This is a genomic window from Silvibacterium acidisoli (genome assembly GCA_022870745.1).
Taxonomy (GTDB): Bacteria; Acidobacteriota; Terriglobia; order Terriglobales; family Acidobacteriaceae; genus Silvibacterium.
The window spans coordinates 4,638,329-4,662,312 of sequence record CP085323.1 but is presented as its reverse complement, the minus strand read 5'-3'; the positions used below and the strand labels follow the sequence as shown (position 1 = coordinate 4,662,312).

The window sequence follows — 23,984 nt, the reverse complement described above, 5'->3', positions numbered from 1 at the left end:
GGATAAGTCGTCCGGAAACAGCTATCCCGCGTTGCTCTGCCTCGTAAAAATCGCCCTCTAGAGCCCTGGAAAAAGCGAAAGTGCCTTATTGATAGTGGAAACGACATCGGCCGCAGTGCTGATGTTCTTGGTGATCCGGTCGATTTCAGCCTGGATCGCCTTCAGCTTCGCGTTAATGGCCTTGATGGTGGGCGTGAGCTGTATGAAGAGATCGGTATTATTCGCCAGATCCTGCTTGTCGTAGGCAGTTATGATCTTTCCGATTGCCTCCATCGCGCCGTGAATCGTGTCCTTGTCATCGACATTCGAGGCATCCCAATAGGCGCGGCCCAGCGCGTCGTAAAGCTTTTGATAGGAGGCGGCGGCATCGGCTGGCTGCGTCGCGGCGAGTGCTTTTCTGGGCGGCATGGCTGTCCTCAATTGGCGGTTGCTGTCGTGGGAGTTTTGGCCTTCGCGGAAAGCGAGCTGTAAAAGCTGCCCAATTCCTGTCCCGCGGTTTCGAGATCGGCAATCTTCTGCTTCAATGTTTCTGTGTCTTTCGTGGCAGCGGCATCGGTAAGCGACTGGTGAGCCGTGGCGAGAGCCTTTACGGCTTTATCCAGCTTTGCCAGCAGCTCGTCGTTGGCCTTCTGGTCTTCTGTGATTACGATCAGCTTGCCGACCTCATCGCGATGTTCGACGGCGCTGAGCTTGGAGTGGCGGATGAACTGATCCTGGTCAATCACCAGCGCCTGGTAATCGACATCGGCCTGGCGGCGCAGGACTGTGACATCGCTCGACAACAGGCTGCAGAGCGTTTCGACATGCGGATTCATCTGCTGGGTCACTTCACGCAGAGATCGCCGCGTCTTGCGGTTGATAAGGTAGTCGCCGAGCGCCAGCACCGCGGTGCTTACACCGTGGGCGACCGAGTCGCTCATTACCGGCGCGTTGGGAATCGAGGTCGCCAGATCGGTCGCTAATGTCTTGTTCAGCCCCTGAAGGTTAGTTCCGGCTGCCTCAGCGGCAGAAGTCAGGTCCTTGGAAGGATCTTTTCGGTTCGTCAGCTTTACCAGCGTATCCGCGTACGTCTTCAATCCGTCGAGGATTTTGACGCGCGCTTCGAGCTGCTCGGAGCTCAGCAGGGGATCGAAATCCTGATACGGACTCCAGTGGGGATCTTTGTCGTACGCATAGACCGCTGCGGCAACCTGCTCTTCATGGCGCAGTGCAATCGCCTTACGGTACGCATCCTCGGAGCCCCCGGTAACAAGGTCAGTCGCTTTCGAGAACGCCACCGTATGTTTTGCCAAAGGTGACAGGGAGCAACCGCCAAGCAGGCTGCAGGCGAGCAGGAATGCCGCGGTTGCCGTTTTTTTTCGGACACCCCAGGGAGTCATCAAACCTCGCAGGACGTATGACATAACGACGCGCTGTGAAAGTCAATCTGAAAGAACTTGACCTGGCTCCGAACGGTTACTTTTCGACAAAAGACTTGAGGCGAAGCAGCGCCTGGTCCCATTGCCTTCCCACTGCATTCAGGTAGTCCTGCATGTCGTGGACCGGCCGCAAATCAAGCTCAAACAGGCGTTCGCGCCCTGAAGCGACCGACCGCGCCATACGCGCCCTTTCCAGCACGCGCAGATGCTTGGTGATCGCCTGCCGGGTGAGTTGCGAGCCCTCCGTAAGTTGCGCGATCGACAGCGGACGCCCGGCGCTGAGCCTTGCCAGCAGCGCGAGCCGCGTGTCGTCACCCAGTGCTGCGAATGCGGGAGCGAGCGAACGCCGTCGCGAACTAGCGCTGCGTGCCGACATAGGCCTCAATGTTTTCCATTTGCACGCTCCATCCCTGGCTGTTCATGCGGAAGGCCTCCAGCCGGCGGCCCTCGGGAATGTTTGCAAAGCCGGATTCTGTCACCGTGAGCAGGGTATTGCCGGCATCGATCGCCTCCAGGTGAAACTCGACCAGGGTCGGCGTTTCGGCGCTGTAGTCCTGTTCCGGATTGATGGCATAGGGATGCCAGGTGAAGGAGAGTGTGTGTTCCGGCTCGACCTTCTGAATCAACACCTGCCAGCGCAGGTGCTCGTAGCCCGGATAAGTAATGTAGCCTGTGGCAGGCTTGCCGGCTGCAAAGGGAGCATCGATCTTCACGCGAAACCATTCGCCGAACTCATGGTGGTCGCTCACAGCGCGCCACACGCGGGAGATGGGCGCCTTCAGCAGGATTTTCCGTTGAATCGTATCTTCGCTCATAGGTAACCTTTCGGTTGCATATTAGCGCGGCCGCTCGTTGATAAGCAACCAAATCGTTGCTCATGGCCTTCTTTTCTTGCCGCCAACGTGCGTTGCCCTGAACGCCTCGGGTATGCTGAGGCTATGAAGACGAACGTGCCCAGCCCCGGAGTCGCTCCGCTTAGCCAACTTGAAACCGTGAAGTTCACGCGCAGCCTGATGGATATCGAGTCGACGACCTACAACGAGGGCGCGGTAGGCCGTTACCTCGATGAGTTCTTGCGCGGGCGGGGCTTTGACGTGGAGATGATGGCGGTGGAACAGCCGAAGGGCAGCGTCTCAACCGCCGAGCGCTTCAACATCTATGCGGGGACAAAGGGCGAGACTCCGGACCTCGTCTTCTCGACGCACATGGACACGGTTCCTCCGTTCATCCCTTCAAGCGAAGATGAAGAGTTTATCCATGGCCGCGGCGCCTGCGATGCGAAAGGCATCATTGCCGCCCAGGTTGCAGCCGCGGAGCGCCTTCGGGCCGAGGGCCTGAAGATCGGACTGTTGTTCGTCTCGGGCGAAGAGCGCGACTCGGCAGGCGCGAAGGTGGCGAATCAGCATGCCAGGAAGAGCCGCTTTCTCATCAACGGTGAACCCACCGAGAACCGCATCGCCATCGCTTCGAAGGGCGCATTGCGTGTCGACGTAAAAGCTAAGGGAAAGATGGCGCACTCGGCGTATCCGCATCTCGGAGAGAGCGCTACGGTAAAGCTGGTGAAGGCTCTCGATCGCCTGCTCGAAATCGAATTGCCTGTGACTGAAGATGTCGGTCCCAGCACACTGAACATCGGGACGATCGAAGGTGGCCGTGCTCCGAATGTGATCGCCGATCATGCCTCGGCCCAGGTGTTGATCCGCCTCGTCGGGCCTTCGGATGAAATTCGTAAATCGGTCGATGAAGCCTGTGCCGGTCTGGCTGAAACCGATTACGTGCTTGATATTCCATTCCAGCGGCTGCGTACGCTCGAAGGCCTGCCTGCCGAGCCGGTTGCTTTTACCACCGATGTGCCCTGGCTTTCGAACTGGGGTGAGCCGGTACTGCTTGGGCCGGGAACAATTCATGTCGCGCACACTCCGTATGAAAAGCTCGCCAAGAAGGAACTCTTCGAAGCTATCGATCTATATGTCGAAGTTGCGCAGCGCCTGTTGAACGAACCGGTGTAAGCAGCGATTCGCGCAAGGCAGTAAACTTGCCTTGGTATGTCTGAATCCAGGAATTTTCTCGACCGCGCCGCCTCTTCGTATCTGCGTACAGCCATGCATCAGCCCATCCACTGGCATGAGTGGGGCGAGGAGGCTTTTGCGCGCGCGACCGCAGAGGACAAGCCTGTGCTGCTCGACATAGGCGCGGTGTGGTGCCACTGGTGCCACGTGATGGATCGCGAGAGCTATGAAGACCCATCGCTCGCGAAGGTGATCAACGAGCACTTCGTTGCGGTGAAGGTGGATCGCGACGAGCGTCCTGACGTCGACAGCCGCTACCAGGCGGCAGTGTCGGCTATCAGCGGGCAGGCAGGATGGCCGCTGACCGCCATTCTTACTCCCGACGGCCGGCCCTACTTCGGCGGAACGTACTTCCCACGAGAAGATCGCTACGGGCGGCCGGGCTTTGAGCGCGTGCTTCTGACCATGGCCGATGTCTGGAAGACTCGCCGTGCGGAGGCTCTCGAATCGGCGGGAAGCATCGTAAGCGCCATCGAGCATGGCGAGACCTTCGCGGGCCGCTCCGGTTCGCTCTCGCTGGGCATCATCGATAAGCTGGTGGAATCGGCGGTGCGGCAATTCGATCCGCATCACGGCGGCTTCGGCTCGCAGCCGAAGTTTCCTCACCCTGCGGCGGTCGATCTCTTGATCGACGTAGCCGGACGCACAGGCAGTGAAGCTGCGCGCACGGCAGCGATGGTAACGCTGGAGCAGATGTCGCGAGGCGGTATCTACGATCAGCTTGCCGGTGGCTTCCATCGTTATTCGGTCGATGAGCGCTGGGTGGTGCCGCACTTCGAGAAGATGCTTTACGACAACGCGGGCCTGCTCGGCAACTACGTGCATGCCTTCGAGTCGTTCGTCGATGCGGATTCGGCTCGTGTTGCCAAAGACATCATGCGCTGGCTCGATGAGACAATGACCGACCGCGAACGCGGCGGCTTCTACGCATCGCAGGACGCCGATCTCTCGCTCGATGACGATGGCGATTACTTCACCTGGACGCGCGATGAAGCTGCTGCAGTGCTGACGGCTGATGAGCTTGCTCTAGCCGAGCACTACTACGACATCGGCGAGCTCGGCGACATGCACCATAATCCAAAGAAGAACGTGCTGCATCGCAAGCATACGATTGAGGAAGCGGCGCAGAAGGCAGGTGTTGCGGTCGAGATAGCCAGCGCACTGCTCGAGTCGTCCAGGCTAAAGCTTTTCACAGCCCGTACGCAGCGGCCTACTCCGTTTATTGATAAGACGATTTATACCTCGTGGAACGCCCTGGCGATCTCCGCTTATCTGCATGCTGCACGTGTGCTGGAACTCGGCGAACCACGTGCCTTCGCGCTGAAGACGCTCGACCGCATTCTTGATGAAGGCTGGGACACTGAGCGCGGGCTCGCGCATGTGATCTCATATTCGGAAGAAGGGCAGGATAAGCGTTATATCGCCGGAGTGCTCGATGACTATGCCTTCCTCCTGCACGCGCTTGTCGATGCATGGGAAGCGACGGCAAACCGCCGCTACTATGAAACGGCGATGGCGATCGCGGATCGCATGGTCTCACGTTTCTACGACGCGACGGGTGGGGCCTTTTTCGATACCGAGCAAAGTGATGAGCCTCAGCTGGGCGTGCTCTCGGCACGACGCAAACCTTTGCAGGATTCACCCACCCCGGCAGGGAACTCATCGGCTGCCGCAGCGCTGCTGCGTCTCGAAGGAATGAGCGGGCGTGCAGATTTCCGTGAGAAGGCAGAGGACACCCTGGAGAGCTTTGCGGGAGTGGTCGAGCACTTCGGTCTGTACGCAGGTATGTATGGCCTCGCGCTGGAACTTTTGTTGCTTCCGCCCATCCAGGTGGCCGTAATCGGCGAAGGCATGGAAGCGCGCCGTCTAGCCGTGATGGCGACCGCCCGTTACGCAGTCAACAAGCAGGTACTGGTGCTGCGTCCCGATCAGGTAACCGCTGAGAATCTGCCGCCGGTGCTGGCCGAGACGTTGCCGCATCTGCCTGAGTTGGCTGCGGGTAAACCGTTCGCCGTGGTTTGCAAGGGAACAAGTTGCCTGCCGCCAACGAGCGATCCAGAGAAGCTGCTGGAGTCGGTAAACGCGTGGCTGTGATGAGGGCAACGAAGAAGCGTTAGCGGAAAAGCGGTCAGTTGTTGTTACAAGTACTGACCGCGTCACTCATTGGCTGCGTCTGCGGAAGATGGATCGTAACAGCGGAGCACCCCAGGTGCTGGCCGACAGCAACGCTCCGAAGAGCACCACCGCGTCGATGCTTTCGCGGCCCTGTGGTGACCAGTACACATTCTCGAGATTAAGCCAGAGGGCAAATTCGTCCAGTGTAAGCGCGGCGCCGACTCCGTAAAGAACGGATACGAGGCGGCTGGTGAACAGCGCGATAGGAGTCACGCCCTGGTCCCATTCTGCAAGCTCGACATAGCCGATGCCCAGCAGGATGAGGATGCCCCAGACGAGATGATGGATGTGGCGTCCGCCGATCTCGACCCAGCCAAACGGGCCTATATGATGCGTGATCGACATCACCAGCAGACGCACGCCTAGAAAGGTAATGAAGAAGCTCACCGATGCGAGAAACATCCTGCGGCGGGGACGATCCGGCAGATTGTCGTGAAGCAATACCCCGAGCTTCGTCAGGTGCAGCAGGAAGAGCATCAGCCCTGCGATAATCGCGGCGAAGATAAGCAGGATCCATGCGCCTGTCAGATGCATAGATCTCCTCTTTGTAAACCCTCTTGCGCTTTATGCACCGAGCTTCACCAGGTGCTCTGCTTCGATACGCGGACCGAGAATCGAAACCTTCGGCAACTGTCCGCGAGCCATCGCCACTTCATCGCAGCGATAAAGGCGAGGGCAGTTCTGGCAGTCTTTAAAAATCTTGTCCGGCAGCGCGGCGCGCTCTTCCACTTCGCGAAATCCATAACGGAAGAAGAAGTCAGGAATGCGTGTGAACAGGCAGACACAGCCTACTCCGTGTTGCTCGGCTTCATCAATTAGCGAGAAGAGCAGCTTGCCGCCAACACCATGGCCCTTGGCCTCCGGTTTGACGACGATGGAACGTACCTCGGCGAGGTGCGGCCCATAAAGATGCAGCGCGCCGCAGCCGAGAAAGACACCGCTATCACTCTCGGCAATGGTGAAGTCGCGCACGTTCTCGCATATCTCCGCAAAGGCACGCTTCAGCAGCGTGCCATCGTGAGAGAGACTGTTAACCAATTCATAGATGTTCGTCGCATCCTGTAACCGTGCCTTACGCACCAGCATGGACGGCCTCCGCAACCTGAACCTTGCCGTTCAGGTTGGCCAGCTTCTTCACTCGCTCGTCAGCCGCAGCCAGCGCTTCATGAACGCGGGTGCGAGCGGTTCCACCGATCACGTCATGACAATCGAGGGTCGCTTCGAGAGTAACCGCAGCGTAGAAGTCCTGGTCGAATTCGGGCCCGAACTCCTTCAGCTCGTCGAGTGAAAGATCGCCAAGCTCGCATCCTTTTTCAAGGCAGTAACGAACTGCGTTGCCGATCTTTTCATGCGCTTTGCGGAAGGGAACTCCCTTGTAGACCAGGTATGTTGCCGCCGCCATTGCGTTCATGTATCCGGTTTCGCAGGCTGCACGCATGCGCTCCTGGCGAAAATTCACAGCGCGCGAGAACTTCGCCAGCAGTTCCACCATGATGAGCGCGGTACGCGATGCTTCGAAGGTAGGCTCCTGCGTCTCCTGCATGTCCTTGTTGTAGGCAAGCGGCAACCCTTTGAGCAACAGGGTGACGGTTTGCGCGGCGCCGTTGAGGCGGCCGACTTTGGCACGAATGAGCTCCGTCAGGTCGGGGTTTTTCTTCTGTGGCATCGCGCTTGATCCCGTCGAAAACGCTTCAGGGAGATCGACAAAACCGAACTCCGCCGTGGCGAAGAGAGTCATCTCTTCGGAGAAGCGGCTCGCGTGGATGCCGACCATCGTCAACGCCTGCAGGTATTCGAGAACAAAGTCGCGGTCGCTGGTCGCGTCCATGCTGTTGGACGTAGGTGCGAGAAAACCCAGCTCCTGCGAGGCGATACTGCGGTCGAGCGCGAGCGTTGCGCCGGCGATAGGCCCTGATCCGAGCGGGCAATAGTTCAGGCGGCGAGCACAATCTTCAAGACGCGATGCATCGCGCAGAATCATCTCAACATAAGCAAGCAGCCAATGCGCGACCAGCACAGGCTCAGCGCGCTGCAGGTGCGTATACGACGGCATGACGGCTTCGCCCGCTGCCTTTGCCTGTTCGACTAACGCTCCAGCCCATGCAGCCATGTGGCCCTGCAGGATCGCGATGGTGTCGCGAATGTAGAGGCGCAGGTCTGTGGCAATCTGCTCATTGCGGCTGCGGCCGGTGTGCAGCTTGAGACCGAGGTCGCCGATTGCTTCCACCAGCTTCATCTCGACGAAGTGGTGAATATCTTCGGCGTCAGCTTCGATCGATTCTGCAGCCCCGAGTTGGGCAAACCGGGCGGTGATACCGTCGAGTGCGTCCGTGATAGTTACAAATTCGGCGTCGGTCAGAATCTGCGCGGCATTCAGCGCGCGGGCATGCGCCTTGCTTGCGGCGGCTTCCTGCCTGACGAGCGCCTGGTCGAAGCGAAAGGAACGCTGCCAGTGATCGAAGGTTGTATCAAGTGGCTCGCGAAAGCGGCCGGACCACATCTTCACAGAACTTCCTCTTTCACATCGCCGGGCGAGACAACAGCCCCGCCCGCGAGATCAATACCTACAGTATGGTGCATTTTGACTACGCACCTCGGATTGAGAGTTTACTTACTGGCGGCCTGCTTTGAGCCGCCGAGCAGGAGAAGCAGCAGCGCTTTTTGCGCATGCATGCGGTTCTCGGCCTGCTCGAAGACCGCGGATTGCGGACCATCCAGAACGGCATCGGTGACTTCGGCATTGCGATGCGCAGGCAGGCAGTGCATGAAGATTGCGTGCGAGGCAGCATGCGCCATCAGCTGCTCGTTTACCTGGTAGGGCTTGAAGATCGGAGCGCGCTTGGTCACTTCGTGCTCCATGCCCATGCTGGTGCAGACGTCGGTGTAGACCGCGTCCGCGCCTTCGACGGCCGCAACCGGATCGCTGACGATCTCGATGCTGCCGCCGGTGTGGTTGGCGATAGCGCGAGCCTGCGCGATGATGTCGGCCTTGGGCGCATAGTTCTTGGGCGAGCCCACAACCATGTGCGCGCCAAGCTGCGCGGCGGTCAGCATCAGCGAATGGCAGACATTGTTGCCGTCGCCAACGTAGCTGAAGTGCAGTCCCTTGGCCGTGCCGAACTTCTGCTCTACGGTCAGGAAGTCGGCCAGCGCCTGGCAGGGATGCTCAAGATCACTCAGCGCGTTGATGACCGGGCAGGCAGCGTAAGAGGCCATCTCGGTGATGGTCTCGTGCGCATACGTACGCAGCACGATTACATTTACCCAGCGCTCCAGGTTGCGCGACATGTCGGCCAGTGACTCGCGTTCGCCGAGCGGGGACTGCGTCTGGTCGACGAAGATGGCCGAACCGCCAAGCGTGTTGATAGCCGTCTCGAAGGTCAGGCGTGTGCGCAGCGAGGCCTTCTCGAAGAACATGACCATCTGCTTGGCGTCGAGCGCCCAGCGATAGTCCTGAGGGCTCTGCTTCACGTCATGCGCGAGCTTAAGCGTGGCAGCAATTTCGGCGGTCGAGAAGTCGGCGATCGAACAGAGATCGCGGCCGGCGAGTGACTCGGCAGGGGAGGGAAGTGTCCCTGTCGCTGCGTCATTCCATGTGTAAGTGTTGCTAGCCAATGTGATTCCCTCCAGTGGTCGCTGCGCCAATGGCCTCGGGCGCAAGATCGGTAAGAACTTCGTCAAGGGCAGCGATGGCGAGGTCGACTTCGCTCTTGCCCAGAATGTAAGGCGGCAGGAACCGCAACACCGTCTCGCTGGTGCGATTGATGATGATGCGTTTTGCCAGCATTTCGCCTGCGATCTGCTTTGCCAGATCGGCTGAATCGATTTCCACCGCGAGCATGAGTCCCTTACCGCGAACGATCACTATCGCCGGATGCTTTGCGCGAAGCTCGTCAAGCTTCTCCTGGAAATATGTGCCGATTTCGGTTACATGTTCCAGCAGCCGCTCGCGCTCGATCGTGTCGATCACGGCTACTGCTACCGCACAGGCCAGCGGACCGCCACCGAAGGTCGTGCCGTGCATGCCCGGGTGCATCGCACGTGCGACCTCGTTGGTGCAAAGCATCGTACCAAGAGGTAATCCGCCGGCAAGCGGTTTCGCCAGCGTGGTCACATCCGGCTGGATGTTGTAATGCTGGTAAGAGAACCACTGCCCGGTGCGGCCCAGGCCGGCCTGGATCTCATCGCAGATAAGCAGTGCTCCGGTGGAATGCGTTAGCTCGCGCGCAGCCTCAAGGAACGACTGCGACACCGGACGAATGCCGCCCTCGCCCTGGATCGGCTCGACCAGGATCGCGCATACATCGGTCGAAAACTTTGCCCTCAGGTCTTCGATATCGTTGAATTTCACGAACTCAACATCAGGCATGACTGGGGCGAAGGGCTCGCGATACTTATCTTTATAGGTCGTCGAGACCGAGCCGATGGTGCGCCCATGAAAGCTCTGCTCCAACGCAAGAAACTTCGTGCCGATGGTCTTGCCTTCACCACGCAGCACGCCAGCGTAAGCGCGGGCAATCTTCAGCGCGGCTTCCCACGCTTCGGTGCCGCTGTTGCAGAAGAACGCGCGATCCATGCCACTCATCTTCGTCAAACGAACGGCCAGTTCAGCCTGACCCTCGTGATAGAAGAGGTTCGAGGTATGGATGAGCTGCCTGCTCTGCTCCGCAATCGTCTTCTCGATCACCGGATGCGCATAACCAAGCGCATTCACGCCGATGCCGCTGAGCAGGTCGAGATAACGCTCGCCGTTTTCGTCGACCAGATACACTCCGTCGCCCGCAACGAAGCGAATGGGATTGCGCTCGTATGTCTGCAGCAAATGCTTCTTTTCGACCGCTTTAATTTCCTCTAAGTTCATCGTGACTCCAACGGGGTTAAACCCTACGCAACTAAAACTTCTGTGCCGTGTACCACGCGCGTGCTGCAAAGGTCCGGCAATACCGCCGCGGCCTCTGCTGGTAAGATGCGCACTCGCTTCACTCCCTGCAGTAATGCTTCGCGGCAGGCTCCGAGTTTAGGGAGCATGCCTCCGGTGATGACCTCATCGCGGGTGAGCCCGGCGATCTGGTCGACGCTCAGCCAGCGCATGATCTCGCCATCGGCTCCGCGCACTCCTGGAACGTCGGTGAGAAAGACCAGGGCGTCGGCCTTGCAGGCCGCGGCGCAGGCTGCAGCCATTTCGTCGGCATTCACGTTGTAGTACTCGCCATCGAAGCCGAGCGCCATGCTCGAGATCACTGGCACAGCCTTCATCTGCCAGATGGCTTCAAGCCAGCGGGGATCGCTCGCGACGATTTCGCCGACAAAGCCGAGGTCGGGCGCGGTCCGCTTCTTGCGCGCGCGAAAGATCAGCCCATCCCCGCCTGAAAGCCCGACAGCAGACTGACCGTGTGCTCCAAGTGCGGCGACGAGAAACTTGTTCACGCGGCCACCCAACACCATCAACGCCGCATCGCGGGTTTCGGCATCGGTGACACGCAGGCCGGCGATGAACTCGCTCTGCTTGCCCAGCTGCTTCAGCGTGCGCGTAAGCTGTACACCGCCTCCGTGGACGACGGCAACGCTGTTGCCATCCTTAACCAGCTCAGAGATCGCCTGAGCGCACTGGTGCAGCAGCTCAGGACTCTCGAGGGTGGCCCCACCTAATTTGACGACGTATTTCATGCCAATCCCTCCGCTTCTCCCCATCCATACATCAGGTTCAGGTTTTCAACCGCCTGCCCGGCAGCGCCTTTAAGCAGGTTGTCGAGACACGAGACGATCACGCATCGGCGGCCGTCCTTATGCAGTTCGAATCCGATGTCGCAGTAATTCGTGCGCACCGAGTATTGGATCTGCGGCAATTGACCAGCGGGGAAGACGCGGACGAGGGGACTGTCGGCATAAAAGCTGCGAAAGCATGCCTCCACCTCTTCAGGATTACGCTGCTCTGTGAACGTCACATAAATCGTAGACAGAATTCCCCGCGGAATCGGTAGCAAATGAGGCGTAAAAGTAATCTGGTCATCGGTCAGACCGAGCTGTTCGAAGAGTTCGCCACGGTGGCGATGACCGAACAGGCCGTATGCCGAGAGATTGTCCGCCGCATACATGTAATGCGTCTTTGCCGAAGGCGCCTTGCCCGCGCCGGATACCCCCGACTTCGAATCGCAGATGATGCCCTTATCGAGATCGACCCATCCGGCCGAAACGACCGGCTTTAGCGCAAGAATGATCGATGTGGCATAGCAGCCGGGATTGGCGACCAGGTGAGCGTCGCGAATTTCGTCGCGGTGCAGCTCGGGGCTGCCGTAGACAGCCTTTTCCTGGATAGCGGCAGTTGCAGGGTTTTCATCGTCGAACTTGTAGACGGCGCGATTCACGGCATGATCCAGCCGCCATGCGCCGCTTAGATCAATGACGCGAATGCCGTGCTTGAGCGCTTCGGGGGCCATTTCACGCGACTGTTCGTGCGGCGTTGCCAGAAACAGCACATCCACGCCACGAGACTTCAGCAGATCCCAGGAAAAAGGCTCGATCTTCAGCGCCCCCGATCCGTTGTTGTCCATCAGCTGAGGATGCATCGCGGTCAGCGAAGCTTCGCCGGTCGCATCCGCGCGGCCCAGGAACACGGGGGGCTTGCCCTTCAGCCGGGGATGATGCAGCAGAATCCGCGCCAGCTCCGCGCCAGCGTATCCGCTTACCCCAAGTACCGCAGTTTGTATCGAATTCGTCATTTTCCCCAGATTTCAAAGCAAATGTTTCAGCGTTTTTCGGCGAGTCACCGCTTAACCGATCATCTCTTCCAGCCTGCTTCGCAGCAGGGAAGCCTGCTTCTCATCCGGACAAATGATCAACACGGTGTCATCGCCGGCAATGGTGCCGACGATCTCGTTCCAGTCCTCGTGATCGATGGCTAACGCCACTGGCTGCGCGCCTCCGCTGGTGGTAATCAGCACCAGCTGATTCAGGGCCTGCTTGACCTTCAGGCCAAAGCTCTCGAGAATCTCCCTTATAGAGGGAAGAGAATCGTCCTCATCGACGGCGAGATTGCCGCTTGGCAACGCATAGCCGTTCGGCCCTTTATAGATGTGCATCTCACGGATATCGCGTGAGAGTGTTGCCTGGGTCACGTCGAAGCCATGACGCACCAGCTTGCGGCGCAGCTCGTCCTGGTTGGCCACAACCGCTGAAGCCACCAGTTCGCGAATCGCATTGTGCCGGTCGTATTTGGTCATGGTTTGTTGTGCCTGAAATCCAAAATCCCCGCCTTCGGTAAGCTCCGGCAGGGATGCATAAACATGCAATTCAATGTATAAATATACACAGGCGGGATGTCAAGCGGCTGCGGATAAGTTTTCTTAATACCTTTGATTGCAGTTCTTTATAGACGCATCGTAAACCGCGCCCTGCCTGCATTTTGTTGATGTGATTCCCGTATGGAGGAAGTATATTAAGCCATGGGCTCCATAAATTTTTCTGATTCCCCGCTCCTCGCCGAGCGCTCGCAGAGTTCTCGGCCCTCGCTTGTCGATGCCCGGTTCGAGCACGAATCGTGTGGCGTCGGCTTCGTCGCCCGGCTCAGCGCAGAACCCTCGCATGACATTGTTGCGAAAGCTCTTACCGCCCTGGCCCGCCTCGAACACCGCGGCGCTGTCGCCGCTGACGGTAAATCGAGCGACGGAATTGGAATTACCACCGCGATCCCTCGCGAGTTCCTGCTGAAGCAGACGGGCATTTCGCTGGACCCGGCGAAGCCTCTTGCGGTCGGCGTTGTATTTTTTCCCAGCGACGCCCCGGAATCTCATGCCGAACTGGACCAGGCTCTCGCGGATCGCGAGCTGACCGTACTCGGTTGGCGTGACGTGCCCACTCGCCCGGAAGTGCTGGGCGAGATCGCGCTCTCGACGATGCCCGTCATCCGCCAGGTGCTGATCACCGCCGACGACCTCGGGCTGGCCGACTGGAAGGAGCTGAACTCGCGGCTCTTCCTGGCCCGCAAGCAGTTCGAGCGCAGCTCCGCGAGCGGATACATCTGTTCGCTGTCCTCGTCCAACATGGTCTACAAGTCCATGTGCGCAGGCCGCATCCTTGCCGAGTTCTTTCCGGACCTCAGCAACCCCGAGTTCACCACGCCCTTCGCGCTCTTCCACCAGCGTTATGCCACCAACGTCGCGCCCTCGTGGGACCGCGCCCAGCCGCTGCGCATGCTCGCACACAATGGCGAGATCAATACCGTGTGGGGCAACCGCGCCCGCATGGACGCCCGCGCCGCCACCTTCTCTCCGGATTTTCTGCCCGCATTTTCGAAGGACGGATCGGACTCTACCTCGCTCGATGAGACTGTCGAGCTGCTCTCGCGCAACGGCCGCACCGTAGCCGAGGCGCTGCGTATGCTCATTCCGCCCGCCGGTAACCTGAAGCAGTCGGCTTTCTTCTCCTATTCGGGAGACGCGACCGAGCCGTGGGATGGCCCTGCCGCCGTTGCCTTCACGGATGGCTTCGTTGTGGGCGCCATTCTCGATCGCAACGGCCTGCGCCCCTGTCGATTCTTCCAGACGGAAGACGGTCTTGTTGTCGTGGGGTCAGAGGCCGGTCTGGTCGATCTCGATCCCGAAACCGTCACGCACAGCGGCCGCCTTGGCCCTGGCCAGATGCTTGTGGTCGATCTGAAGGATCATGTGCTGCTCGAAGACGAGCAGATCATGGAGATTTTTGACGGCGCCGCCAAGGAATACGAGTCGCTGATCGAGAACCGTACTCTTGAAGATCACACCGCGCCCGCGGCACCCGAAGCCGAAGAGCTGCAGCGCCTGCAGCTGACCTTCGGATACAGCCGCGAAGACGTGGCGATGATCCTGAAGCCGATGGCCATGGACGGCAAGGACGCCATCTGGTCGATGGGCGATGACACGCCGCTGGCCCCTATGGCGCGTGCGCCGCGTCCGCTTTACGGCTACTTCCGCCAGCGCTTCTCGCAGGTAACCAACCCGCCGACCGATTCGATCCGCGAAGCCAGCGTTGTCCAGCTGCATACGCGTCTCGGACCGTGGCCTCACCTGCTCGATAAAAAGGCGCGGCTGCCCGGCATCTCTCTGAAGTCGCCATTCCTCTCGCTGGCCCAGGTACACGACCTGCGCGCCCGCGAGCATGCCATGGCCAACGATCTGCCGCTGGCAGTGCTCGAGTGTGTGTTGCCGCAGACCTCGACCCTGGAGACGGCGCTCGACGACCTTTGCGCAAAGGCGATTGACCTGGTGCGCGGAGGAGCGGCGATTCTGCTGCTGACCGACCGCTTCATCGGGGAAGCGACGCCGATTCCCATGGCTCTGGCCCTGGGCGCCGTACACATTGCGCTGATCCGCGCCGGTGAGCGCACCCGCGTAGGTATTGCCGCTGAAGCCGGCGATTGCCGCGACCTGCACCACGCAGCCGTACTGCTCGGCATGGGCGCGGGCGTCGTCTGCCCGTGGCTGGCTCTTGAAACCGCGCGCAGCTTCAACCCGGAGCAGGGCGAGTACAACCTGTTGCATGCCTTCGATCTTGGCCTCGCCAAAATCATGTCGAAGATGGGCATCTCTGTCGTCGACAGCTATCGCAGCGCCCATCTTTTCGATTCGATCGGACTCAGCCATGAGGTCGTGGACAGGTGCTTCTACGGCACCCCGGCGCCGCTCGGCGGAATCGGGTTCACGCAGCTTGAAGAGCAGATTCGCAATGCCTCATCGCCGAACGGCATCTCGCCCGATGGCGGCTCGGCTCCCGTAGAGCCGCTGGTTCCGATTACCGTTGCGAAGAAAGACCTGCCCGAATACGGATGGGTTCGCTTCCGCAAGTCCGATGTCTCCGAACCGCACGCCTGGCAGCCAAGCACGGTGAAAGCCCTGCAGACTGTTGTGGGTTCGGCTCGCGGCACCGCTGCGGCAACCGATCCGGCTGCTGCCTGGACCTCGTTTGCCACCCAGGCCGTCGACAAGACGCCATCCGTTCTGCGTGAACTGCTTGAGATCAGGCCTGCGGGTGCTCCGCTGGCGATCGAACAGGTTGAAACGCAATCGGAAATGTACAAGCGCTTTATCGCCAGCGCCATGTCGCTCGGCTCTCTGAGCCCCGAGGCGCACCAGACCATTACGGTCGCGATGAACATGCTTGGTGGCCGCTCCAACACAGGAGAGGGCGGGGAAGACCCTGCTGTCTACCAACCAAATGTGGAGCTCAACCTCAACGGCACCATGACTCCGTCACACCTGCTGAACAACAAGATCAAGCAGGTGGCATCGGGCCGCTTCGGTGTCACTGCCGAATACCTGATTCATGCCGAAGAGATCGAGATCAAGGTTGCGCAGGGCGCAAAGCCCGGCGAAGGCGGACAGCTTCCGGGCCACAAGGTCAGCGGGCTGATTGCGCGCCTGCGCCACGCCCAGGCAGGCATGCAGCTGATCTCGCCGCCGCCGCACCACGACATCTACTCGATCGAGGACCTGGCGCAGCTCATCCACGATCTGAAGCACATCAACCCGAAGGCAACCGTGGGCGTAAAGCTCGTCTCCGAAGCGGGTGTAGGCACGGTGGCGGCTGGCGTGGCCAAGGCTTACGCCGATTACATCGTCATCGCCGGCCACTCGGGCGGCACCGGCGCCGCATCGCTCTCCAGCATCAAGTACGCGGGCAATCCGTGGGAGCTTGGCCTTGCTGAAGCGCAGCAGGTGCTGATCGAAACCGGTATGCGCGGACGCGTGCGCCTGCGTACCGATGGCGGTCTGCGTTCGGCTCGCGACATCCTGATCGCCGCGTTGCTTGGCGCTGACGAATACGCCTTCGGCACCTCGGTTCTCGTAGCCATCGGTTGCGACATGGCGCGCCAGTGCCACCTGAACACCTGCCCGACTGGTATCGCCACGCAGCGTGAAGATCTGCGCGCAAAGTTCCGCGGCAAGCCCGAGCACATCGTCCGTATGTTCGAGGAGCTGACCCGCGAACTGCAGGGACTGCTGGCTCAATACGGTCTGCCGTCGCTCGAGGCTGCCATCGGCCGCACCGACCTGCTCGAACAGGTGCGCTTCGATGGATCGCTCGACCTGGCTCCGCTGCTTGCGGCGCCTGCGAACGGTGAGATCCGCTGGCAGGGAGCTCGCAACACGCGTCCTGAGTCGCATGCTCCGATCGACAATGCATGGGTCGAGCCTGCTCTCGATGCGTATCGCAATGGCGAGCACTTCATTCACGAGGCGCTGGTATCGAACGAAGACCGCACCCTCGGTGCGCGTCTTGCGGGCGAGCTGGCCACACTCCACACATCAGGCGTGAAGCACGATGCGAAGAGGTCCGGCGCGGAAGCCCCGATCTCGGTACGAATGACAGGTGTTGCTGGCCAGTCGTTCGGCGCGTTCGCTGTCGATGGCATGCAGCTCATACTCAAAGGCATGGCCAACGACTTCGTGGGCAAAGGCCTTTCGGGCGGCGAGCTCATCCTTCGCGGGCAGGGCCGTGCGGCATTGCAGTCTGAGCTGCATGTGATCCTCGGCAACGTTGCGCTGTACGGAGCCACCAGTGGCGCGCTCTTTGCGGCGGGCCGCGCAGGCGAGCGCTTCGCTGTTCGTAACTCGGGCGCGCTGGCCATCGTTGAAGGAGTGGGCGATCACGCCTGCGAATACATGACCGGCGGACTCGCGGTCATCCTCGGTGATACCGGCTTCAATTTCGGCGCAGGCATGACCGGCGGTCTCGCCTGGGTCTTCGACGAAGAAGGTCACTTCATGGATCGCGGACGCTATCATCCCGAGTTCCTGGAAGCAGAGCGCTACGACGTTCTCGACGAGGAAGCAAAGGCAAGCATTCGTGGACTGGTCCAGCTCCATGCTGAGAAGACCGCCAGCACGCGCGCTTATTGGCTGCTTTCAAAGTGGGAAGAACTGGCACCGAAGTTCATTCGGCTGACTCCGAGACCGCAGGCCTGAACAAGCCTTTCGCGCAGCAAAAAGCCGGTGCATTTGCACCGGCTTTTTGTCGCGCATAAGAGCGCATAGTTTCTAGTGGACAGTCGAAGCAATGATGGTGGATGCAATGATGCCACCAGCAATGGAAGCCAGCACGTAGTTGCCATCTACCTCGCGCCATTCGTAGCCATGCGGCGGCGCGCTCAGGTGATAGTGGTGATAATCGATGCGCTCGCCACGATTCCAGTCAGCCGGCGGAATGTGTCCGCCCCTGTGCCAGTCATCATGACGGACGTAGGGATGCGGACCGCCGTGATGATCATCGTGGTGGTCATCCGCAAGAGCGACACCTGCTGAAAGCATCGTGGACATCGTGGTCAGGGCAATCACTTTGCAAAACTTGTTCATGCTATCTCCTTGCTTGGTTGAAACACTACTTTTGATTCTGAAGTTGCGAAGGATGTTGTTTTTCAATCTCATGAATCCAGTAGTTGCCCTGTAACTATCTCATTTGCCGCGTTTAGCAATTGTTACTGATTGCGGAGCGCCACCATCGGTTGAATCCGTGACGCACGAATGGCCGGGATGAAGCCGGCAATGAAAGCCACCGCCGCCATGATCAGGACCATGCCGCCAAAGGTCAGCGGATCGGCCGGACTCGTGCCGAAGAGCAGTGCCGCAATCCATCGCGCCATCACCACCGATGCGATGCTGCCGATCACGATACCTGCCATGGCAAGTTTCATCGTGCGGCTCATCACTCCGAACTGTACGTTGGCTCGCGTCGCGCCCAGTGCCATGCGGATGCCGATCTCCTGCGTCTGCTGCGACACCGAGTAAGAGATGACACCATAGATGCCAAGCATAGCCAGCAGCAGGCCGAGCTCCGCAAAGATTGAGACCAGCAGCACGAAGAACTTTCGCGGCGAGACCGCATGATCGACCAGCATCTGGATCGGATGTAGCTGGGTCGACGGTTGATCCGGATCGACGGCACGCAATGCGCTCATGATGGGAGTAGCAAGCGAAGCCGGAGGCAGCTTGGAACGCACCACCAGTGAGCTATCTGCGGCATATCGCTGCATGGCCGGCATATAAGCCTGGAATCCTGCGACCGTCTCCGCGCCGCTTTCGCGCACATCGGAGATCACGCCGATGACTCGAGCTTCGTCGCCGCCGATCGTCACCATACGGTCGATCGGATTCTGGCCCGGCCAGAAGGTCTTCGCGGTAGCCTCATTGAGGATGACCACATTCTGCGCGGACTTGTTATCGTCCCAACGAATATCGCGGCCTTCGCGCAGGTGCAGGCCTAGTGCGTCCAGATAGCCGGGGCTGATCATGTAAACGAAGATACCTTCGAATTTCTCAAACTGCGGTACGCCCTTTGGCTTAATACCCCAGCTGCGATTGCGCGCCATGGGCAGGCTGTCCGTAACGCCCGCAGCCTCTACTCCCGGAATGGCATGCACCCGCCCCAGGATGTCCTGCAGCATCTGACCAGCCTTATTGAGGTCGCCCTTGTAGTCGAACTCGATCTGGATCGACGAAGCCTGACTGGGCGTGAAGCCAAGATCGACGTCGAGCACATGGAGAAAGCTTCGCAGCAGCAGGCCGGCTCCTACGAGCAACACGCATGCCAGTGCGACTTCGGAGACGACAAGGGCAGAGCGCATCCGTTCATGTCTCCGTCCGGCGCTCGTACCGTGGCCTGAGTCCTTCAGCGCCTCCTGAATGTCTGTGCGCGACATGCGAATTGCCGGGAAAAGCCCGAAGAGTACAGCGGCTGAGACGGCGATCAGAAGCGTCCACGCAAGCGCCCGGCTATCCAGGCGGATGCTGCTCAGTAGTGGAAGGGCAATCGAACCCTGGTGCGCAAGATACTGGACGACGGAGTACGCAAAGGCCAGTCCCAGCGTTGCTCCTGCGAAGGCCAGCACCAGGCTCTCTGTAAGCAACTGCCGCACCAGGCGCGAGCGGCGTGCGCCCAGCGCCGTACGCATGGCGAACTCCTTGCTGCGCGCGGCTGAACGGGCGAGCATCAGGTTCGACAGGTTCACGCACACAATCAGCATGATGAGTCCAACCGCCCACCACAGCGCAATCAGGGAACGGCGCAGCTTGCCGCTGACGTAGTCCTTCAGGTCCAGCAGGTCGGCACGATAGCCCGCGCCGTAGTCCGGATGCTTGCGTGAGAAGAGAAACTTCGGAACGATCTGGTTTGCTTCGGCCTGGGCCTGCCCGATCGTCGCTCCGGGCATCAAGCGAGCGACCAGGGCGAGGGTGTTGCCATCGCTGCGAATCTCATCCATCACCACCGGGAAGATGGCATCCACGCGGGTACCTGGCGCAAAGACCGCTCCGAAGTCGAAGCTCTCCGGCAGCACGCCGACGACAGTCACAGGCTTTCCATCGATATCGACAGATCGTCCTACGATATTTTCATCGGCATGAAACTGGCTCTGCCAGAAAGGGTGAGTCAGCAGTACCACTGGCCGTCCATGCAGTACTGTCTCATCGGGGGTGAAGTCGCGTCCCAGCGTGGGAGTGACTCCGAGCGTATGGAAGAAATTGCCCGCCACCAGGATGCCGGTAAAGGGCTTCGGCTGACCGTTGCCGGTGAGCTTGTAGTTGTTCTCCGAGGAGAACGCAAAATAACCGGTGATATCGGAGAGCGTGTGCGTCTGCTCCCGGTACTGATCCCACGCATCCGCCGAATAGGTCCGGCTCGACTCGCCGCTCTTAGCCTGAAGGTCCGTGATGCGTACGAGCTGCTGTGGGTCATGGAAGGGAAGCGGGCGCAGCAGAATGGTGTTCACCACGCTGAAGACAGCGATGTTCGCGCCGATGCCAAGCCCGAGAATCAGCACGGCGATGATGGTGAAGGCGCGGTCGCGCCGCATGGTGCGGAAGCAGTAACGCAGATCCTGCATGAGAACTTCAAGCATGGGTAAGCTCCTTGCATCGCGATGTTGTTGCCGGGCCTGTGTGACTCCGCCGAATCGAACGAGCGCCTGGCGGCGTGCTTCTTCGTGGGACATGCCTTTGTCGAGGTTCTCCTCGATGGCCATCTCCAGGTGCGACTCCATTTCGGCTTCGAGATCGCCGTCGAGCCGTCCCTGCCGAAAGAAGGACAGGAATTTTTCGAAGATGCCGCGTGGCGTTTCCATTTAGTTCTGCTCCGGCTGCATGGCCAGCAGACGCGCCATGATTTCGGAAAGCCGCTGCCAGTACGCGGCGTCTTCCTTCAGCTGCGAGCGGCCCTTGCGGGTAATCGAATAGAACTTTGCCTTGCGGTTGTTGTCGGATGTGCCCCACTCGGCATCGATCCACCCTCGCTGCTGCAGCCGCACCAGCGAGGCATAAATCGTGCCCTGGTTCAGCAGGATCGCCTCGCCGCTCACCTGTTCAATGCGCCGGGCGATTCCATAGCCATGTTGCGTTCCCATCGCGGCCAGCGTTTGCAGGACCATCAAGTCCAATGTTCCCTGTAGAAGATCGAGCTTCGAATCGGCCATCTGCCTCTCCTGTGGTATGGACACAGATCATTACACATTTCCTGTGGCGCTGCCACAGGAAACTGCGGAAATCAGGAATGAGTGACTAGGAATTGGAAAACCGGGACGAGTTGCAGTAATCCTCCTGTTAATCCCTGGTTCCTCATTCCTAATCTCTGTCCATCTGTTAGTCTTAACGCCGTGCTGAAGCTGAAAACCTTGAACGACGTGCTCTTTACGGTTGCTGCCTCGAACCGGGAACGTGCTGTACTCACGCAGGAAACATCAGGTAGCTGGCAGCCGATAAGTGGCGCGGCGATTTATCAGCGCGTCCGGGCGCTGGCAGAGACTTTATCCTCCTGGGGCATCGGCAAAGGGGATCGGGTCGTGATTCTTGGCGAGAACCGCTGGGAATGGGGCGTGACAGACTTCGCGAGCCTCGCTATCGGCGCAATCAACGTACCCATCTATCCCACGCTTCCAGCTGGCCAGATTGCAGACCTGCTGGTGGATTCGGGAGCCCGGGTGGCCGTCGTATCCACCCGTCAGCAATACGACAAGATTGCCGCCTTCCGCGATCGCACCGCCATCGAACGCATCGTGATCATGGATGATACCGGCACTCCCGATGCCGTCTCATTCTCATCGTTGATGGACGACACCGATGCCCGCGGCTCGGTTCGCGACGCCAGCTTCGATCGCATGGCTTATGACGTGAAGCCGGAAGACCCGGCGACCCTGATCTATACCTCGGGTACGACAGGGGAACCGAAGGGCGTCGTGCTCACGCACGGCAACATCGCCCAGAACCTGAATTATTCGACCTCGGAATTCGGTTTCCACGATACTGACCGCTGCATATCGTTCCTGCCGCTCTCGCACATCACCGCCCGCCATCTCGACTACGCGATGTACGCCCAGAATGTAACGCTGGCCTACTGTCCCGGATTCGAACGCTTACCTGGGGCGATGCAGGCGGTCAAGCCGACGATCCTTGTCGCTGTGCCCCGCGTGTACGAGAAGGTCCGCCAGGAGTCGGAGCGACGCGCCGCCCGCAAGAAGAACACCCAACGTATCTTTCAGTGGGCGGTAAAGACAGGCACGAAGCATCACGAAACCGTGGCGCAGGGAATCACACCCTCGTCGGTTGCCTGGAAGATCGCCGATAAGCTCGTTTACAAAAAGATTCAGGGTGGATTCGGCGGCAATGTCCGCTACTACATCGCCGGCGGAGCGCCCCTCGGTCTCGATACTGCCCGCTGGTATGCAGGCATCGGCATCCGGATTCTCGAAGGCTATGGCATGACCGAGACCTCGCCGGTCATCGGCCTCAACACGCCCATCAACAACCGCATGGGCACGGTTGGCAAGCCCCTTGCCAACGTGAACTGCCGCATAGCCGACGACGGCGAGCTGCTCGTCCAGGGGCCGAATGTCTTTGAAGGCTACTGGAAGCAGCCGAAGCATGCTCCCGATTCGTTCGATGCCGATGGGTACTTCCACACTGGCGACATCGGCTTCATCGACGCCGATGGATTCCTCACCATCACCGACCGCAAGAAGGAGCTGCTGAAGACCTCTGGCGGAAAGATGATCGCTCCACAGCCGATCGAGAATCGCCTCAAGACAAATCTTCTGGTCGCGCAGGCCGCGCTCGTCGGAGACAAACACAAGTTCGCATCTGTGCTGATTTCCCCGAACTTTCCCGCGCTCGAGGAGTGGGCGCAGCAGCATAACATCAGCTTCTCCACGCGCCGCGATCTCGTGCAGGATTCGCGAGTGGTGGCCGAATACCAGGCGATCGTAAAGCGGGCCAACGAGGGCCTCGCAACGTTCGAGATGATCAAGCGATTTAAGGTAGTCCCCGACGAGTGGGCCGTCGAGTCGGGTGAACTAACGCCAAGCCTCAAGCTGAAGCGCCGCGTGATTGTAGAGAAGTATGCGGGCGAGATTCGCAGCTTCTACACGGATGAAGCAACGGCGCAATAGGAAGACATGGCATCTACCCACGTCTCGCTTCTGAAATGTGGGTAGGTGAATCTCCACTACGCGATGTAAAAGCATCTCCCAGACAAGCGGCTCACACCCTGCGAAGCTGGATGAATTCGAGCGCTCCAGTAATCACAAAACCCATCCCTTCATAAATGGAGATGGCTCGCTTGTTGCTCGCGATGACATGCAGAATCGACCGGGCACCGGGCGCTGCCTGATGCCGAAGCACTGCGCGAATCAGCCGCGTGGCATAGCCCCGGCCGAGGTAGTCCGGATGAGTACACACCGCTGAAATCTCTTTCTCCGTAAAAGTCGCGAGGCGTTCGCCCCCCATGGCAATGAGCCTCCCGGTCTTCGCATCGCGTATCCCGTAGAAGCGCCCGAGTTCCGGCGCCCGCGGACCGAAGTATCCCGGAAACGCAACAGCCTTTAGCTCCAGCATCTCGGGGACATCGGCAGGGGTGAGCGCAACGATCTCGGCATCGTCTCCATCACTCGGAGCCGGACCGGTGTATGCCATCTGCAAGCCTGGTAATGCCGATACTACTTCGAGCCCACTGGGCAGATCTATGGTTTCTCCCTCGTCCGTTGTGAGATAGATCTCTTCCTTCGCCAGCAGCAGAGGAACCAGGTCAGCAAGGGCTTCCGCGCTGGGCTCAGGAACGCCAGCGAATGGGATAACACCATGCTGAAAGCGGCGCGCTACGCCATTGGACAGGGAAAATGGCTCCAGCGCGGTAGTGAGCGCAGAATAGACTGGGTTCGCTAAATAGGCTTGCACACAGATTGGACAACGCACAGACCAGAATCGGCTCAATGATTGTGACAAGCCCGTGGCGATAGATGTTTCGCAGTTATAAGCGACGCCGCGAGCTGTCACGTTGTGCTATTTGGGAGATGGCAGAGGGAATCGAA

General features: G+C 59.6%; 20 protein-coding genes. 4 read left to right on the top strand and 16 right to left on the bottom strand.

Features of this window, described 5'->3' with window-relative positions; all coding sequences use genetic code 11:
- Positions 1-57 precede the first annotated feature (57 nt).
- From LJD29_RS19300 to LJD29_RS19285, 4 genes are all read right to left on the bottom strand, one after another.
- Complete coding sequence (locus LJD29_RS19300) at positions 58-408, bottom strand: hypothetical protein (RefSeq protein ID WP_446743205.1); 351 nt, start codon at positions 406-408, stop codon at positions 58-60.
- A gap of 8 nt (positions 409-416) precedes the next feature.
- The gene (locus LJD29_RS19295; RefSeq protein ID WP_446743204.1) at positions 417-1,277 is read right to left on the bottom strand and encodes a hypothetical protein; all 861 of its coding nucleotides are present in this window, start codon (positions 1,275-1,277) and stop codon (positions 417-419) included.
- 178 nt (positions 1,278-1,455) lie between these two features.
- The gene (locus LJD29_RS19290; RefSeq protein WP_446743203.1) at positions 1,456-1,794 is read right to left on the bottom strand and encodes an ArsR/SmtB family transcription factor; all 339 of its coding nucleotides are present in this window, start codon (positions 1,792-1,794) and stop codon (positions 1,456-1,458) included.
- Entirely contained in the window at positions 1,775-2,233 is a 459-nt protein-coding gene (locus LJD29_RS19285) for an SRPBCC family protein (protein WP_446743202.1), read from the bottom strand. Before LJD29_RS19285 ends, LJD29_RS19290 begins: the two co-directional genes overlap by 20 nt.
- A gap of 123 nt (positions 2,234-2,356) precedes the next feature.
- On the opposite strand from LJD29_RS19285, the gene LJD29_RS19280 reads away from it, so the two are divergent.
- On the top strand, positions 2,357-3,427 hold the full coding sequence (locus LJD29_RS19280) for a M20/M25/M40 family metallo-hydrolase (RefSeq protein WP_446743201.1): 1,071 nt from the start codon (positions 2,357-2,359) through the stop codon (positions 3,425-3,427).
- Between the two features lie 36 nt (positions 3,428-3,463).
- Positions 3,464-5,581: a thioredoxin domain-containing protein gene (locus tag LJD29_RS19275; protein WP_446743200.1), complete on the top strand. Its 2,118-nt coding sequence runs from the start codon at positions 3,464-3,466 to the stop codon at positions 5,579-5,581.
- Between the two features lie 66 nt (positions 5,582-5,647).
- Here LJD29_RS19275 and LJD29_RS19270 read toward each other — a convergent pair whose 3' ends face one another.
- The 8 genes from LJD29_RS19270 to LJD29_RS19235 form a co-directional block, all read right to left on the bottom strand.
- The gene (locus LJD29_RS19270; protein ID WP_446743199.1) at positions 5,648-6,196 is read right to left on the bottom strand and encodes a hypothetical protein; all 549 of its coding nucleotides are present in this window, start codon (positions 6,194-6,196) and stop codon (positions 5,648-5,650) included.
- Positions 6,197-6,226: 30 nt separating this feature from the next.
- Positions 6,227-6,748 carry a GNAT family N-acetyltransferase gene (locus tag LJD29_RS19265; RefSeq protein WP_446743198.1) on the bottom strand — a complete coding sequence of 174 codons (522 nt, stop codon included), beginning with the start codon at positions 6,746-6,748 and terminating at the stop codon, positions 6,227-6,229.
- Positions 6,735-8,162 (bottom strand): argininosuccinate lyase, encoded by a 1,428-nt coding sequence (gene argH, locus LJD29_RS19260; RefSeq protein WP_446745909.1) that lies wholly within the window; start codon positions 8,160-8,162, stop codon positions 6,735-6,737. Before argH ends, LJD29_RS19265 begins: the two co-directional genes overlap by 14 nt.
- A gap of 107 nt (positions 8,163-8,269) precedes the next feature.
- Positions 8,270-9,277, bottom strand: a complete 1,008-nt coding sequence (gene argF / locus LJD29_RS19255) for an ornithine carbamoyltransferase (protein WP_446743197.1) — start codon at positions 9,275-9,277, stop codon at positions 8,270-8,272.
- The gene (locus LJD29_RS19250) at positions 9,270-10,523 is read right to left on the bottom strand and encodes an aspartate aminotransferase family protein (RefSeq protein WP_446743196.1); all 1,254 of its coding nucleotides are present in this window, start codon (positions 10,521-10,523) and stop codon (positions 9,270-9,272) included. Before LJD29_RS19250 ends, argF begins: the two co-directional genes overlap by 8 nt.
- Before the next feature lie 23 nt (positions 10,524-10,546).
- On the bottom strand, positions 10,547-11,329 hold the full coding sequence (gene argB, locus LJD29_RS19245; protein ID WP_446743195.1) for an acetylglutamate kinase: 783 nt from the start codon (positions 11,327-11,329) through the stop codon (positions 10,547-10,549).
- Positions 11,326-12,381, bottom strand: a complete 1,056-nt coding sequence (gene argC / locus LJD29_RS19240) for an N-acetyl-gamma-glutamyl-phosphate reductase (RefSeq protein WP_446743194.1) — start codon at positions 12,379-12,381, stop codon at positions 11,326-11,328. The genes argB and argC overlap by 4 nt, the downstream gene beginning before the upstream one ends.
- A gap of 51 nt (positions 12,382-12,432) precedes the next feature.
- Positions 12,433-12,882, bottom strand: a complete 450-nt coding sequence (locus LJD29_RS19235; protein ID WP_446743193.1) for an arginine repressor — start codon at positions 12,880-12,882, stop codon at positions 12,433-12,435.
- A gap of 222 nt (positions 12,883-13,104) precedes the next feature.
- On the opposite strand from LJD29_RS19235, the gene gltB reads away from it, so the two are divergent.
- Positions 13,105-17,601, top strand: a complete 4,497-nt coding sequence (gene gltB, locus LJD29_RS19230) for a glutamate synthase large subunit (RefSeq protein ID WP_446743192.1) — start codon at positions 13,105-13,107, stop codon at positions 17,599-17,601.
- Between the two features lie 72 nt (positions 17,602-17,673).
- Here the strand turns inward: gltB and LJD29_RS19225 are convergent, their stop codons facing one another.
- From LJD29_RS19225 to LJD29_RS19215, 3 genes are all read right to left on the bottom strand, one after another.
- Complete coding sequence (locus LJD29_RS19225) at positions 17,674-17,988, bottom strand: RcnB family protein (protein ID WP_446743191.1); 315 nt, start codon at positions 17,986-17,988, stop codon at positions 17,674-17,676.
- A gap of 122 nt (positions 17,989-18,110) precedes the next feature.
- Complete coding sequence (locus tag LJD29_RS19220; protein WP_446743190.1) at positions 18,111-20,750, bottom strand: ABC transporter permease; 2,640 nt, start codon at positions 20,748-20,750, stop codon at positions 18,111-18,113.
- Positions 20,751-21,098: a PadR family transcriptional regulator gene (locus LJD29_RS19215; RefSeq protein WP_446743189.1), complete on the bottom strand. Its 348-nt coding sequence runs from the start codon at positions 21,096-21,098 to the stop codon at positions 20,751-20,753.
- 180 nt (positions 21,099-21,278) lie between these two features.
- Here LJD29_RS19215 and LJD29_RS19210 point away from each other — a divergent pair, with 180 nt between their 5' ends.
- A complete protein-coding gene (locus tag LJD29_RS19210) occupies positions 21,279-23,066 on the top strand; it encodes an AMP-dependent synthetase/ligase (RefSeq protein ID WP_446743188.1) in 1,788 nt (595 codons plus the stop codon).
- 91 nt (positions 23,067-23,157) lie between these two features.
- On the opposite strand, the gene LJD29_RS19205 is transcribed toward LJD29_RS19210, so the two are convergent.
- Positions 23,158-23,850 (bottom strand): GNAT family N-acetyltransferase, encoded by a 693-nt coding sequence (locus LJD29_RS19205; RefSeq protein ID WP_446743187.1) that lies wholly within the window; start codon positions 23,848-23,850, stop codon positions 23,158-23,160.
- Positions 23,851-23,984: the final 134 nt, after the last annotated feature.